The organism is Pseudoalteromonas fenneropenaei (assembly GCF_042643375.1).
GTDB classification, from domain to species: domain Bacteria; phylum Pseudomonadota; class Gammaproteobacteria; order Enterobacterales; family Alteromonadaceae; genus Pseudoalteromonas; species Pseudoalteromonas fenneropenaei.
Map to the genome: position 1 here is coordinate 142,451 of NZ_JBHRSD010000017.1, position 12,977 is coordinate 155,427.

At 45.2% G+C, this 12,977-nt stretch carries 16 protein-coding genes; 13 read left to right on the top strand and 3 right to left on the bottom strand.

Annotated features, from left to right (window positions below):
* Window positions 1-9 precede the first annotated feature (9 nt).
* The 5 genes from mlaD (at window position 10) to murA (ending at window position 3,074) form a co-directional block, all read left to right on the top strand.
* Window positions 10-552, top strand: a complete 543-nt coding sequence (gene mlaD, locus ACFOEE_RS10820) for an outer membrane lipid asymmetry maintenance protein MlaD (protein ID WP_377124073.1) — start codon at window positions 10-12, stop codon at window positions 550-552.
* A 72-nt stretch (window positions 553-624) separates the two neighbouring features.
* Window positions 625-1,254, top strand: coding sequence for an MlaC/ttg2D family ABC transporter substrate-binding protein (locus tag ACFOEE_RS10825; RefSeq protein ID WP_377124423.1), 630 nt, complete (start codon window positions 625-627; stop codon window positions 1,252-1,254).
* Complete coding sequence (locus ACFOEE_RS10830) at window positions 1,247-1,540, top strand: STAS domain-containing protein (protein ID WP_377124075.1); 294 nt, start codon at window positions 1,247-1,249, stop codon at window positions 1,538-1,540. Before ACFOEE_RS10825 ends, ACFOEE_RS10830 begins: the two co-directional genes overlap by 8 nt.
* 5 nt (window positions 1,541-1,545) lie before the next feature.
* A complete protein-coding gene (locus ACFOEE_RS10835) occupies window positions 1,546-1,803 on the top strand; it encodes a BolA family protein (protein ID WP_377124077.1) in 258 nt (85 codons plus the stop codon).
* A gap of 11 nt (window positions 1,804-1,814) precedes the next feature.
* Window positions 1,815-3,074 carry a UDP-N-acetylglucosamine 1-carboxyvinyltransferase gene (gene murA / locus ACFOEE_RS10840; RefSeq protein ID WP_377124079.1) on the top strand — a complete coding sequence of 420 codons (1,260 nt, stop codon included), beginning with the start codon at window positions 1,815-1,817 and terminating at the stop codon, window positions 3,072-3,074.
* Window positions 3,075-3,120: 46 nt separating this feature from the next.
* On the opposite strand, the gene ACFOEE_RS10845 is transcribed toward murA, so the two are convergent.
* The 3 genes from ACFOEE_RS10845 to ACFOEE_RS10855 all read right to left on the bottom strand — a co-directional run bounded on the left by ACFOEE_RS10845 (window position 3,121) and on the right by ACFOEE_RS10855 (window position 6,303).
* The gene (locus ACFOEE_RS10845; protein WP_377124081.1) at window positions 3,121-4,203 is read right to left on the bottom strand and encodes a trypsin-like peptidase domain-containing protein; all 1,083 of its coding nucleotides are present in this window, start codon (window positions 4,201-4,203) and stop codon (window positions 3,121-3,123) included.
* A gap of 82 nt (window positions 4,204-4,285) precedes the next feature.
* Window positions 4,286-5,638 (bottom strand): DegQ family serine endoprotease, encoded by a 1,353-nt coding sequence (locus ACFOEE_RS10850; protein WP_377124083.1) that lies wholly within the window; start codon window positions 5,636-5,638, stop codon window positions 4,286-4,288.
* Window positions 5,639-5,850: 212 nt separating this feature from the next.
* On the bottom strand, window positions 5,851-6,303 hold the full coding sequence (locus ACFOEE_RS10855; protein WP_377124085.1) for a ZapG family protein: 453 nt from the start codon (window positions 6,301-6,303) through the stop codon (window positions 5,851-5,853).
* A 202-nt stretch (window positions 6,304-6,505) separates the two neighbouring features.
* Here ACFOEE_RS10855 and zapE point away from each other — a divergent pair, with 202 nt between their 5' ends.
* The 8 genes from zapE (at window position 6,506) to ACFOEE_RS10895 (ending at window position 12,914) form a co-directional block, all read left to right on the top strand.
* Complete coding sequence (gene zapE / locus ACFOEE_RS10860) at window positions 6,506-7,594, top strand: cell division protein ZapE (protein WP_377124087.1); 1,089 nt, start codon at window positions 6,506-6,508, stop codon at window positions 7,592-7,594.
* A 283-nt stretch (window positions 7,595-7,877) separates the two neighbouring features.
* Window positions 7,878-8,306: a 50S ribosomal protein L13 gene (rplM, locus tag ACFOEE_RS10865; protein WP_377124089.1), complete on the top strand. Its 429-nt coding sequence runs from the start codon at window positions 7,878-7,880 to the stop codon at window positions 8,304-8,306.
* A gap of 11 nt (window positions 8,307-8,317) precedes the next feature.
* Window positions 8,318-8,707, top strand: coding sequence for a 30S ribosomal protein S9 (gene rpsI, locus ACFOEE_RS10870; protein WP_377124091.1), 390 nt, complete (start codon window positions 8,318-8,320; stop codon window positions 8,705-8,707).
* A gap of 445 nt (window positions 8,708-9,152) precedes the next feature.
* Window positions 9,153-9,740 carry a ubiquinol-cytochrome c reductase iron-sulfur subunit gene (gene petA, locus ACFOEE_RS10875; protein WP_377124093.1) on the top strand — a complete coding sequence of 196 codons (588 nt, stop codon included), beginning with the start codon at window positions 9,153-9,155 and terminating at the stop codon, window positions 9,738-9,740.
* A complete protein-coding gene (locus ACFOEE_RS10880) occupies window positions 9,740-11,038 on the top strand; it encodes a cytochrome b (protein ID WP_377124095.1) in 1,299 nt (432 codons plus the stop codon). The genes petA and ACFOEE_RS10880 overlap by 1 nt, the downstream gene beginning before the upstream one ends.
* Window positions 11,035-11,772 carry a cytochrome c1 gene (locus tag ACFOEE_RS10885; protein ID WP_377124097.1) on the top strand — a complete coding sequence of 246 codons (738 nt, stop codon included), beginning with the start codon at window positions 11,035-11,037 and terminating at the stop codon, window positions 11,770-11,772. The genes ACFOEE_RS10880 and ACFOEE_RS10885 overlap by 4 nt, the downstream gene beginning before the upstream one ends.
* Window positions 11,773-11,862: 90 nt before the next feature.
* Window positions 11,863-12,489 (top strand): stringent starvation protein SspA, encoded by a 627-nt coding sequence (gene sspA, locus ACFOEE_RS10890; protein WP_377124099.1) that lies wholly within the window; start codon window positions 11,863-11,865, stop codon window positions 12,487-12,489.
* A gap of 5 nt (window positions 12,490-12,494) precedes the next feature.
* Entirely contained in the window at window positions 12,495-12,914 is a 420-nt protein-coding gene (locus ACFOEE_RS10895; protein WP_377124100.1) for a ClpXP protease specificity-enhancing factor, read from the top strand.
* Window positions 12,915-12,977 lie beyond the last annotated feature (63 nt).

Below are 12,977 nucleotides of genomic sequence, written 5' to 3' on the forward strand. Positions count from 1 at the left end.
GGTTGAGATATGAATACACGGAAAATAGAGATTTTAGTCGGCGTGTTTGTTGCCTTGGGGATTGCAGCTTTCACCATGCTGGCACTCAAAGTTGCTAATGCTGGGTTAAGCGGTAGTGGGGAAATATTCCACATCGAGGCTAAATTCGACAATATCGGGTCGTTAAAAACCCGTGCACCGATTAAAGTCGGTGGGGTGGTGATAGGTCGAGTAGAAGGGATTTTTGTCCACCCACGTGAGTTTGTGCCTGTGGTGCAAATGAGTATTGATAAACAGTACGAATGTAAGTTTGCTGACACAACCTCGGTCTCCATCCTAACTTCGGGCATTTTGGGTGAGCAATACCTAGGTATTTCGCCTGTAATTGCATCACACCATGCTGAACAAACCTGTTTGGGTAATACGGTGAGCAAAACGGATGACGGTCTTGACGAATTATTCGGTGTAGAGAGCAAGGCGCTGAAAGAAGGCGATATGTTCAGAGATACTAAGTCAGCTCTGGTATTGGAAGAGTTGATTGGACAGTTTTTATTTAATCAAGGGGGCGAGTAAGTTATGTTCGCACGTATGTTAACAAATTCAATGCGCAGTCTAGTTGCCGCTGCAACATTAGCAGTAACGACAATGGCGCCTGCCTATGCCGCGGTTGATACCGCAGATCCATTTAAAATGGTGCAGCAGGTTGCTGACCAAACTTTTAAGCGCATCACGCAAGATCAACCTGTGATAGCTAAGGACAAAGAACATTTGCGCGTTATCGTCGAGCAAGAGTTACTGCCATATATAGATTATAAGTATGCGGCATACCGTGTACTAGGCAGCTATATTCAAAAAGTGCGTACCATTGAAGACGAAGCGGAAAAGAAACAAGCGGTAGAACATATCAAGCAGTTTATTGACGTGTTTAAAAACTACTTGGTTGCCACTTACGCTGGGGTATTTACTCAGTACACCAATCAGACCGTGGAATTTTCTGCGGATAGAGACTTCGCTGCGGAAGATATCGCCATTGTGCGGACCAAAATTGTCGAAAGTGGCAAACCTGATATCCGCATTGATTTCAAAGTGCGCCGTGACAAAGACAAAGAATGGCGTGCTTACGACATGATGGCAGAGGGTATTAGCTTACTAGATGCGAAGCAAACTGAGCTGCACGGTATTTTACGTCAGCAAGGTATTGAGTATGTTATTGAACTACTCGACAAGAAAAGTAAGCTACCAGTTCAGTTCCGTGGTGGGGACGGTAATGAGTAATGTTGTGCTGAAACAGCTCGACGCGAATACTTGGCAGGTGAGTGGTGAACTCACCCGCAATAGCCTTGGGAATGAACGGCTTCTTAACCAACAGCTAGAAAATACGCAAACAACACTCAAATTAGACCTTTCTGCGGTGTCTAGGGTTGACACCGCGGGCTTAGCTTGGTTAATTCACACATTAGGCGAATTAAAAGTTCGAGGCGTCCGTCTCGAGCTAACCAATCAACCTGATCAACTATGCAAATTAATGGCATTAGGTCAGGTCAGTAACCTTTTTGAGTGAGTACGATGGAAACAACCCAAGTTGAAGCTTTGCTTCGCGAACAATTGACCTTAGATGAAGTCATCGTTAAAGCGAATGGCAACCACTACGAAGTGATTGCTGTTGGTGAGTGCTTCGATGGCTTGAGTCGTGTGAAAAAACAACAGCTGATCTACGGTCCGTTAATGCAAACCATTAAGGAAGGTACGATCCACGCCCTCTCTATTAAAGCGTTTACGCCGACAGAATGGCGCCGTGAGCGCAAATTTATCCTGCCACAATAACTGGAGCCACAATGGATCAATTTGTTATCCAAGGTGGCACGCAGCTAGCCGGAGAAGTTACTATCTCCGGCGCTAAAAATGCCGCCTTACCGATTCTTTTTGCTGCTTTGTTGGCAGATGGTAAAAGTACCTTTCGCAATGTGCCACAACTTCGTGACATTGGCACAACCGAAGCATTATTAAAAACCTTGGGCGCAGAAGTCGCTTGGCAAGGCGATACGTTAGTGGTTGATGGTAGTTGCGTCGACAAAGTGCTTGCGCCGTACGAGCTAGTGAAACAAATGCGCGCCTCAGTGTTGGCACTTGGACCGCTGCTAGCAAGATTTGGCCAAGCACAAGTATCGCTACCTGGTGGTTGTGCTATTGGTGCTCGCCCGGTTGATTTGCACATTCAAGGCCTAGCTCGCATGGGTGCAGACATCAAAGTTGAAAACGGTTACATCCACGCCAAATCGGCAGGTCGACTTAAAGGCGCTGAGATTTTTATGGACATGGTGAGCGTTGGCGCCACTGAAAACTTGCTAATGGCAGCAACGCTAGCGGATGGCCGTACTGTACTTGAAAACGCGGCGCAAGAACCAGAAGTGGTGGATTTAGCCAATTGTTTAATCGCCATGGGCGCTAAGATCTCAGGTGCAGGTAGTAAATGTATCGTGATTGATGGTGTTGAGCGGCTACAGGGTTGTGAGCATGCGATTTTACCAGACAGAATTGAAACCGGTACTTTCTTGGTTGCAGCAGCCATGAGTGGCGGTGAGGTTTTATGTCGTCATGCCGATTATCATAGTTTAGAGCCGGTTATTGAAAAACTGCGCGCAGCCAACGCCTTAATTGAACTCAGAGATGACCAAATCTATCTTGATATGCGTGGTCGTGAGCTAAAAGCAGTGAACATCAAAACCATGCCACATCCGGGTTTTCCAACCGATATGCAGGCGCAATTTACCGCGCTGAATGTGGTGGCGAAGGGGAGTGCAACTATCACAGAAACGATTTTTGAAAATCGCTTCATGCACGTGCCTGAGTTACAGCGGATGGGGGCAAATATCCGCCTTGAAGGTAATACCGCGATTTGTGGTGATACCACGCGCTTAACTGGTGCACAAGTGATGGCAACGGATTTACGTGCCTCAGCGAGTTTGATTTTGACGGGGATTGTGGCTGAAGGTGAAACAGTGGTGGATCGTATCTATCACGTTGACCGTGGTTATCAGCGCATCGAAGACAAGCTCAGTCGCTTGGGTGCTAACATCAAACGTCGTCATAACTAAGCGACGCTTGACCTCCAAACGCGCATTATAGGTAAATGCAAATTATCTAAATGCGCGTTTCTAATTCTGCCACTTCAACTAGCACTTCTTGATATAGGCCATCGCGGAAAATTTCAAATGTCAGTTTAGTGCCAGGGCGGGTATTACCGACCAAATTTAGTGCGCTTTGTGGGTTTGTGACGGCTTGCCCTGCCATTTTAACTATGATGTCACCGTCTTTCATGCCTGCTTGCCACGCTGGGCCGAGTGGATCTAAATCACTGATACGAATACCAAATACTTGCGTATAGCGGTCGGTGATCTCATTGCCATTTTTGTCTACTGGCGCGCCATTAAAGCCGAGATAACCACGCACTACGCGCCCATCTTTAATCAGTTTCGCCATCACATCTTTTGCCAGCGCATAGGGTACTGCAAACGAAATGCCTTGGATATCTATGTTATAGCGTGTGCGAAACTGTGCAGAAGTGATCCCCACCAGTACCCCGTTTGAATTCACCAATGCACCGCCAGAATTACCCACATTGACCGCAGCATCCATTTGCAGCAAGCTGTTATAAGGGCTGTCGGTAAGTGTTTGCTTACCGGTAGCGCTAATAATACCTTGAGTAATGGTTTGACCCAAATTGAGTGGATTGCCGATAGCAAGCACTACATCGCCGACGCGAGGTGCGAAATTGTCATCAATGGGAATAACAGGTAGGTGTTTGGCATCAATTTTTAATAGTGCCAAGTCTGTGATGGTATCAAATCCAATTAACTGTACATCAGAAAAACGTCTACCATCGGTCAGGATGACCATAATGAGATCGGCATTATTCACCACATGGTAGTTAGTCAGGATATAGCCGTCCGAACTCATGATCACGCCAGAGCCTAACTCTTGGACGGTATTTTGCCGTTTATAACGTGGTTGACTAGAGATCCCTTCAGAAAATATTGTAACGACTGCGGGCGCTGCTTTTTCTACCCCTTCAGCAAAACTCATATGATTGCTGCGAATTGGATTGGATACAGGAATATTTGGCAAGATAGCCTGGCGTAGCGATGGCACCGTTAAAGTTACGACAAATGCGACAGCCAGCCCAGCTAGCAATGGCGGTAGGACAAACTTAATGAATTTCAGCACGATGTTCTAATTGTTGTGATCGTAATGGTGCTTATGATGGCACAAAAAAAAACACAGCGGCAAGTGCCGCTGTGTTTATCCGTTATTGAATTAACAAGAATACCGATTCACGGCCACGTTTAATGCCGAGTACCACGTTACCTTTAATGTCATCGATGATCTTACTCATATCACGCACTGTGGTAACGCGTTGGCGGTTGACCTGCATGATCACATCACCTTCTTCCAGCCCAACGCGTGCTGCATTAGAACGGGCTTCTACGGCTGTGACGACGATACCCTCGTTACCATCACGCTCACCACTTTCTAAGGTGGCACCTTGTAAAGCAGGATGTATGCGCTGTGCATCTGCCGTTTTTTCGCTTTGGCCTTTTAAAGTCACTTTAAATTCTTTGGTTTTACCATCGCGATGAATGCCCATCACAACGGTTTTACCTTCACCGAGAGTCGCGACTTTCCCGCGTAGCTCTTCAAAGCTTGCCACTGGGTCATCATTCACGCTGACAATCACATCCCCAGCCTTAATGCCTGCTTCATCGGCTGCACCATCAGCCTCAACTTGCATGACGTAGGCGCCTTGTTTAACTTCAATACCTTGCGCTTTAGCGATACCAGCGTCTAGGGTACGACCTGATAAACCAAGTGCACCGCGTCGGACTTGACCATATTCAACAATCTGATCAACCAAGTTCTTCATCATATTCGAAGGAATAGCGAACCCTATGCCAACGTTGCCGCCTGAGGCACCTAAGATAGCGGTGTTAATACCGATTAATTCTCCGTTGAGATTGACTAGAGCGCCGCCTGAGTTACCTTGGTTGATTGCCGCATCCGTTTGAATAAAGTCTTCATACCCTTCGATATTTAAACCACTGCGGCCAAGCGCACTGATGATCCCCGAGGTCACTGTATGACTTAAACCAAATGGGTTGCCAATGGCGACAGAAAAATCACCCACACGGAGTTTGTCTGAGTTGGCCAATTTTATCGCAGTCAAGTTTTCGGCTTCTACTTCAAGCAGCGCAATATCAGACTCTTTGTCGGTGCCGACCAATTTAGCTTCAAATTCACGGCCATCTTGTAAGGTCACAACAATTTTTTCTGCATCTTCAATAACGTGGTTGTTGGTAACGATGTAACCTTCGTCAGCATCGATGATTACACCAGAGCCTAAGCCACTGAAGGGGCGTTTTTGGCTGCGTGGTTGTGGCTGGCCAAAGAAAAAATCAAATGGGTCGACGCGACGACGCACCTCTTTTGCGCCAGACACTTGGATGCTGACAACGCCCGGCGTTACACGCTCAAGCATAGGGGCTAAAGTCGGCAGGTTTTGCCCATCAACCGCCACAGGTAATTTTGCCTCGGCAGTAACTGGGCCAAGCAGCATAGTAGAGGAAAGAATTGCTGCACAAAGAACGGATAATTTCATTTTCATAGTCTGATTCTGCTCCCGTTAAGAGAATATAAGTTCACTTGGTGCGCTTAGCTCTATGGGTTTTTAACGCAGCTTAACTGATGCGAGGAAATGGCCCTCGGTTTTGCAAAAAGTTAATTTGCTGAATTAAAAAGCGTTATAGAGATAGTGAAGCACCAGTTAAGAAAAGACGTTCACTATCCCTAAAGACTATGGGGTCAAAAAAAAGTTCATCAAGAGGCTTTTATTTGCTCATTTTCTGCACTGTGACCGGAAAATATCCCTGACGTGCCTGCGGCAAAGTCACTAGGTTGGGAGCTGGCAGTAGAGCGGTCACCGCGACGCTCAGGGCGACTTTTCAGTGAAGCTTGCAATTGTTCCGTGGTTTCCTTAGAAAAGAACGGATCGGCAGGATGAACCACTTTTTCAATCACCAGCAATTGGTTGGTTTCTTCAACCTGATTCAGCAGTTGAGTGTAGTTGTCTTGCATTTTATTCACTAACTTACGGGTGTTATCAAGGTGATCTGCAACATCTTGACGAAATTGCGCCAGTGCATGTTTGGCATCTGCCGCTTGTTGTTCCAATTCATCTTGCTTGAATTTCTTCTTGGTAAATAGGGCGCCAAGAAAAAAGGCAGCTACAGCAACTACAACGAGTAAGCCTACCCAAGCGAATGTATTCATATGTTGACTCCTTAAAAGAATGCGCAGCGCTGTCACTTTCAACTTTGAGGCGGGCAGTGTGAGGGGCAGAGCTTGCATTGGCCTCACTGCTAATCTCAGAGAATTAAGATACACAGCAAATATGTAGCGCTAATATACGCTGAGACGGGTTGCGTGTTAAGATAAGTGTTAAATTTCAGTCCTATTGCAAAACACTTAAATTATGACGCCTTGGCAAAAATATCAGCAAGATTTGACTCGTGATGACTTTCAATATGACGCCGCACAAGAAAATGCCGTAAAGCAACTGCAGCGCCTGTATGACGATTTGCAAGCGGCACAACGCCATCAACCGAGCTGGCTTGACCGTCTCTTAGGTAAAGATAGCACGCCAAAGGTAAAAGGGCTGTATTTTTGGGGCGGGGTAGGCCGTGGTAAGACCTATCTGGTTGATACTTTTTACGAAAGCTTGCCGACATCACGGAAAATGCGCGTGCATTTTCACCGCTTTATGCACCGCGTCCACGATGAGCTGAAACTGCTAAAAGACGTCACTAATCCATTGGAGCTAGTAGCAGACAAGTTTAAGGCCGAAACCGACATTATCTGTTTTGATGAGTTTTTTGTGCAAGACATTACTGACGCGATGTTGCTAGGTGGTTTGATGCAAGCCTTATTCAAGCGCGGTATTGTACTGGTTGCGACTTCTAATATTGTGCCAGATGAACTCTATCGCAATGGCTTACAGCGCGCGCGTTTCTTGCCTGCCATTGAACTGGTTAAGGCCAACACTGACGTTGTAAACGTCGATTCAGGCATTGATTATCGCTTACGTACATTAGAACAAGCGGAAATTTATCACAGCCCATTAGATGCTCAGGCTGATGCAAACTTGTTTGAATACTTTGACAAGCTCTCGCCCGAGCCAGGTGTATGTGATTTAGCGATTGAAATAGAAGGCCGGCAAATAAAAACCCGTAAAGTCTCGGATTGTATCGTGATGTTTGATTTCACTGCGATTTGCGAAACTGCTCGCAGCCAAGTGGATTATATGGAGATCAGTCGTTTGTATAACACCGTACTGGTTTCTAACGTCAAACAAATGGGCCAGAATAACGATGATGCCGCTCGGCGTTTTATCGCCTTGGTTGACGAGTTTTATGAACGTCATGTCAAACTGATCATTTCAGCGGCTGTGCCAATTGAACAGCTATATACCCAAGGTACACTGAGTTTTGAGTTTCGCCGTTGTATCAGTCGATTACAGGAAATGCAGTCGCTGGATTATCTTGCGCGTGAGCATTTAGCTTAGGCCTAAGCTAAGCTGATAGAGGTAGGTATAAGGTTCGCAATACCTACCTAAACACCAAATAATTGGCTTGAACAAAATTCCACCCAATTGATGTAAACATCCCCTAGCATTACTAATTTCGAGCTGCTATAATTCGCGGCCTGCCACGTTGCGTTCTATTCCTTTCGTCGGTTTAGCCTCTGGCGTCAGGGTATAAAGTCTTCAACTCGAAGGGGTTAAAGCACCAAGTAGAGCGGCAGTTAATTCTGCCTGTGGTTTTAATTGAAACATTGGATTTTTATAAATGAAAACGTTTGTTGCTAAACCAGAAACTGTAAAACGTGACTGGTACGTAGTTGACGCTGAAGGTAAAACTTTAGGTCGCCTTGCTACTGAAATCGCTCGTCGCCTGCGCGGTAAGCATAAAGCTGAGTACACTCCACACGTAGATACTGGTGATTACATCATCGTTATCAACGCTGAGAAAGTGACTGTAACTGGTAATAAATTCGAAGATAAAATGTACTGGTCTCACACTGGTTACCCAGGTGGCATCAAGTCTATTAACTTCGCTAAGTTACAAGCTAGCAAGCCTGAAATGATCATCGAGAAAGCTGTTAAAGGCATGTTACCTCGTGGTCCTCTAGGTCGTGAGATGTTCCGTAAGCTTAAAGTTTACGCGGGCAACACGCACAACCACGCTGCACAGCAGCCTCAGGTTCTTGACATTTAAGGAGCACTAACATGGCAAATCAATACTACGGTACAGGTCGTCGTAAAAGTTCAAGTGCTCGCGTATTCCTACGCCCAGGCACTGGCAACATCGTAATCAATAAGCGCTCTTTAGAAGAGTACTTCGGTCGTGAAACTGCTCGTATGGTTGTTCGTCAACCACTTGAGCTAGTTGAACTAACTGAAAAGTTTGACCTATACGTCACTGTTGAAGGTGGTGGTATCACTGGTCAAGCTGGCGCAATCCGTCACGGTATCACTCGTGCACTTATGGAGTTTGACGAGTCTCTTCGTTCAACACTTCGTAAAGCTGGCTTTGTTACTCGCGACGCTCGTAAAGTTGAGCGTAAGAAAGTGGGTCTACACAAAGCGCGTAAGCGTCCACAATTCTCTAAGCGTTAATTTATTACGTTTCAAGAATGCGAAAACCCAGCACTTTGCTGGGTTTTTTACTTTCTGTCAGCCTTTACCTGCAAAATCTTCATTTTGGTGATTTTTTACAACAATTAATCTCGAATTCACCACCCAGCCAGATTTTTTTTTGCTACAATTGCGAGGCAAGTAATACGAGTAAGATCAAGGCACCACATCAATGACACAAAGAATCGTGGTTGATCTTGGTCAGTAAATTGTGTGCCAAAAAGTGCTATCATAATTTGTCAGCTAAGCAATGCGCTGATGCAGTGGTGAACACCGCATTTTGTGTGGCTTGGAATGAGGAATAACCTTGTTTTAATAAAGGCTTTTCTTTATGATCGCTTCTATTTTGTAATTTCTTGAAAATTAACCTGCTGTAAATGATGTTCTCAATATAGCAAGTGTTGAGGATCATAGTGGAGATAAGTGGATGAGCAATGCGCCTGTAGACAACAGCCGACGTCGCTTTTTAACCATTGCTACCTCAGTTGTGGGTGGTGTGGGTGCGGTTGGTGCTGCTGTTCCTTTTATTGCGTCTTGGAATCCAAGTGAGCGAGCTAAATCTGCAGGTGCGCCTGTAGAAGTAGATATCAGCAAACTGGAGCCGGGGCAACTAATTCGTGTTGAGTGGCGAGGCAAACCTGTTTGGGTTGTGTATCGTACACCGAAAATGCTTGAGCAAATGAAAGCTCATGAAGATAAACTTCGTGACCCTAATTCTGATGAGCCGCAACAGCTAGATTCAGCAAAGAACGCTTATCGTTCTAAGCGTCCTGAAATATTTGTCGCGGTAGGTATTTGTACTCACTTAGGATGCTCTCCAACGTTCCTGCAAGGTGGTTTTGGTGAGAAGGTAGAAGGTACTCAAGACGGTTTCTTCTGTCCATGTCATGGTTCTAAATTCGACATGGCTGGCCGTGTATTCCAAGCTGTACCTGCACCATTAAACCTAGAAATCCCACCTTACACCTTTATTGATGAAACAACCATTTTGGTTGGTGAAGAAGAGGTTGCATAATGGCTGGCAAACAAGAAAACGCATCTACAGGCGTAGTTGGAAACGTGATCAACTGGATTGATGAACGAATTCCAATGACGCGTGTCTGGAATATGCATATTGCACAATATCCAGCGCCAAAGAACTTTAATTTCTGGTACCTATTTGGTTCGCTTGCCATTTTAGTGTTAGTAAACCAAATTCTAACTGGTATTTGGTTGACCATGAACTTTGTTCCATCAGCGGAAGGCGCTTTTGCCTCGGTTGAATACATCATGCGTGATGTGGAATATGGTTGGTTACTACGTTATTTACACTCAACAGGGGCTTCGGCATTCTTCGTTGTGGTCTACCTACATATGTTCCGTGGTATGATCTACGGCTCTTACCAAAAGCCGCGTGAACTATTGTGGTTGTTCGGTATGTTTATTTTCCTAGCGCTTATGGCAGAAGCCTTCATGGGGTACTTATTACCTTGGGGTCAAATGTCGTTTTGGGGTGCGCAGGTAATTATTTCTCTATTTGGTGCTATTCCGGTAATTGGCGGCGATTTAACGCAGTGGATCCGTGGTGACTATGTTATCTCTGGTGCAACGTTAAACCGTTTCTTCGCTTTACACGTTATTGCTTTACCTTTGGTATTGGTGATTCTGGTGTTCCTCCACATCGTAGCGTTACACGAAGTCGGTTCAAACAACCCAGATGGCGTTGAGATCAAACGTAAGAAAGGCTCAGTTGCTGAAGCTGACAAGCCGAAGTTCCAATTCCATGAATACTATACCAGCAAGAAAGACATCGTGGATGCGATTCCTTTCCATCCTTATTACACAGTTAAAGATATCCTTGGTGTTGTAGGTTTCCTTATTTTCTTCTGTTGGGTGGTTTTCTTCGCGCCAGAAATGGGTGGTTTCTTCCTTGAAGCGCCAAACTTTGAAGCGGCAAACCCACTTAAGACACCTGAGCACATTTTCCCTGTATGGTACTTCACACCGTTCTATGCGATTTTACGTGCTATTCCAGATAAGTTAACGGGCGTTATCGCAATGGGTGCTTCAATTGTGGTGTTGGCGTTACTACCTTGGATTGACAGAGGATCAGTACGTTCAATTCGCTACCGTTGTGGCTGGCACAAACTGAACATTGCTCAATTCGTGGTAACATTCGTTATCTTAGGTTGGGTTGGTGCGACACCACAAACTGATTTCAAAACTTTACTATCGCAAATTACGACAGTGACATACTTCATGTTCTTCGTACTATTGTGGTTCTACAGTAAGAATGAAAAAACTAAGCCATTACCAACGAGGTTGACGAAATGATGAAAAAGCTAATTGTAGGTTTATTCGCATTATTGCCAACTCTTTCTATGGCGGCTGGTCCATCAGTACCTTTGATGGATGCGAATATCGATTTGACAGACAAGGCTTCTTTGCAACGTGGTGCAAAGTTGTTCATGAACTACTGTTTAGGCTGTCACCAAATGCAATATCAACGTTACGAGCGTACGTTTCGTGACATCGGTATTCCAGTTGAGATCGGCAAAGAGCAGTTAATTTTTGATGGTTCTAAAGTGGGTAGCCACATTTTGAACGCAATCGACATTAAAGATGCGGCAAAGTGGTTTGGTGCACCACCACCAGATTTAACTCTGATTGCGCGGGTTAAGTCACCGGACTACATCTACACCTACTTAAAGTCTTTCTATAAAGACGAAACGCGCCCATTTGGTGTGAACAATATTGTGTTCCCATCAGTGGGTATGCCTCACGTACTACAAGAATTACAAGGCCTACCAACGCCGGTAATGCAAGAAGTTGAAGAACACGGCCATAAAGTGACTAAAGTAGTAGGCACTGAAGTGGATGGTTCTGGTGAAATGAGCACGGACGAATACGACCAAGCTGCTCGTGACATCACTAACTTCCTTGAGTATGTAGGTGAGCCGTCTCGCTTAACATCTGAAAGCATTGGTATTAAGGTACTAGGTTTCTTAGTTATCCTATTTATCCTTGCGTTCTTATTGAAGAAAGAATACTGGAGAGATGTTCATTAATATTGAACTCTCTTTGCGGTAAATTGTAATAGGGGCTCTTGCCCCTATTGCTGTTTACAGAATTGCTTATGTAATGATTTGGAGGTAAGCATGGCCATTGCTGCCAATAAGCGCCCTGTTATGACGTTGTTCTCTGGTGCAAACTGCATGTACAGCCATCAAGTACGTATCGTACTTGCAGAAAAAGGCGTCAGTGTTGATATTCATCTGGCTGAGAAGGACAATTTGCCAGAAGCGCTACACGAGATTAACCCTTACGGTACAGTACCTACATTGATTGACCGTGAACTTGGTTTATATCAAGCCAACATCATCAATGAATATCTGGACGAGCGTTTCCCTCATCCTCCGCTAATGCCTGTTTACCCAGTAATGCGTGGCCGTAGCCGTTTGATGATGTACCGTATTGAAAACGATTGGTACAGCCTTGCGGATAAAATCAAAGCAGGTGGTGCAGACGCAGAGCAAGCACGTAAAGAGCTGACTGAGGCGTTACTGGCGATTGCCCCAATTTTCACTGAAGCACCATTCTTTATGAGTGAAGAATTCAGCTTAGTGGATTGTTTCCTTGCTCCATTGTTATGGCGTTTGCCAGAACTTGGTATTTCTTTGAGCGGTGCTGGTAGCAAAGAAATGAAAGAGTATATGGTCCGTCTATTTGAGCGTGAATCGTTTAAAGCGTCATTGACTGATGCAGAGCGCGAGATCCGTTCGTAATGAAGATGACACCAAACCGACCGTATCTGCTGCGCGCTTTTTTGGACTGGATCATTGATAACCAGTGCACTCCACATGTTGTAGTGAATGCGGAATATGCTAGCGTGCAGGTGCCGCGTCAGTTTGTACAAGATGGCCAGATAGTGTTAAACATCAGTCCATCAGCGGTGACACAGTTCAGCATGGACAACCAAGCTTTAAGCTTTAACGCACGTTTTTCAGGGCAACCAATGCAAGTGTATGTGCCTATGGGCGCTATTCTGGCGATTTACGCACGTGAAAACGGTGAAGGTACGGTGTTTACACCGGACACTTATTTTGATGAACAAGATGTCGTTGTAGAAGAATCTGAACCTGTTTCAGCTGCTGAGACAACACAAGAGCCCGATAAGAAAAAGGGCTCTCATCTGCGTATCATCAAGTGATAAGCGAATTAAGCATATAAAAAACCCCAGTTTACTGGGGTTTTTTCTACGCGGTTGCAAAAT

Excerpts from the sequence above, each read along its gene's own strand:
- ACFOEE_RS10885 (WP_377124097.1), top strand. The coding sequence starts at position 11,035 with ATGATGAAAAAGCTAATTGTAGGTTTATTCGCATTATTGCCAACTCTT.
- mlaD (WP_377124073.1), top strand. The coding sequence starts at position 10 with ATGAATACACGGAAAATAGAGATTTTAGTCGGCGTGTTTGTTGCCTTG.
- ACFOEE_RS10850 (WP_377124083.1), bottom strand. The coding sequence starts at position 5,638 with ATGAAAATGAAATTATCCGTTCTTTGTGCAGCAATTCTTTCCTCTACT.
- ACFOEE_RS10880 (WP_377124095.1), top strand. The coding sequence starts at position 9,740 with ATGGCTGGCAAACAAGAAAACGCATCTACAGGCGTAGTTGGAAACGTG.
- ACFOEE_RS10855 (WP_377124085.1), bottom strand. The coding sequence starts at position 6,303 with ATGAATACATTCGCTTGGGTAGGCTTACTCGTTGTAGTTGCTGTAGCT.
- rpsI (WP_377124091.1), top strand. The coding sequence starts at position 8,318 with ATGGCAAATCAATACTACGGTACAGGTCGTCGTAAAAGTTCAAGTGCT.
- zapE (WP_377124087.1), top strand. The coding sequence starts at position 6,506 with ATGACGCCTTGGCAAAAATATCAGCAAGATTTGACTCGTGATGACTTT.
- sspA (WP_377124099.1), top strand. The coding sequence starts at position 11,863 with ATGGCCATTGCTGCCAATAAGCGCCCTGTTATGACGTTGTTCTCTGGT.
- rplM (WP_377124089.1), top strand. The coding sequence starts at position 7,878 with ATGAAAACGTTTGTTGCTAAACCAGAAACTGTAAAACGTGACTGGTAC.
- ACFOEE_RS10830 (WP_377124075.1), top strand. The coding sequence starts at position 1,247 with ATGAGTAATGTTGTGCTGAAACAGCTCGACGCGAATACTTGGCAGGTG.
- ACFOEE_RS10835 (WP_377124077.1), top strand. The coding sequence starts at position 1,546 with ATGGAAACAACCCAAGTTGAAGCTTTGCTTCGCGAACAATTGACCTTA.
- ACFOEE_RS10825 (WP_377124423.1), top strand. The coding sequence starts at position 625 with ATGGCGCCTGCCTATGCCGCGGTTGATACCGCAGATCCATTTAAAATG.
- petA (WP_377124093.1), top strand. The coding sequence starts at position 9,153 with ATGAGCAATGCGCCTGTAGACAACAGCCGACGTCGCTTTTTAACCATT.
- ACFOEE_RS10895 (WP_377124100.1), top strand. The coding sequence starts at position 12,495 with ATGACACCAAACCGACCGTATCTGCTGCGCGCTTTTTTGGACTGGATC.
- murA (WP_377124079.1), top strand. The coding sequence starts at position 1,815 with ATGGATCAATTTGTTATCCAAGGTGGCACGCAGCTAGCCGGAGAAGTT.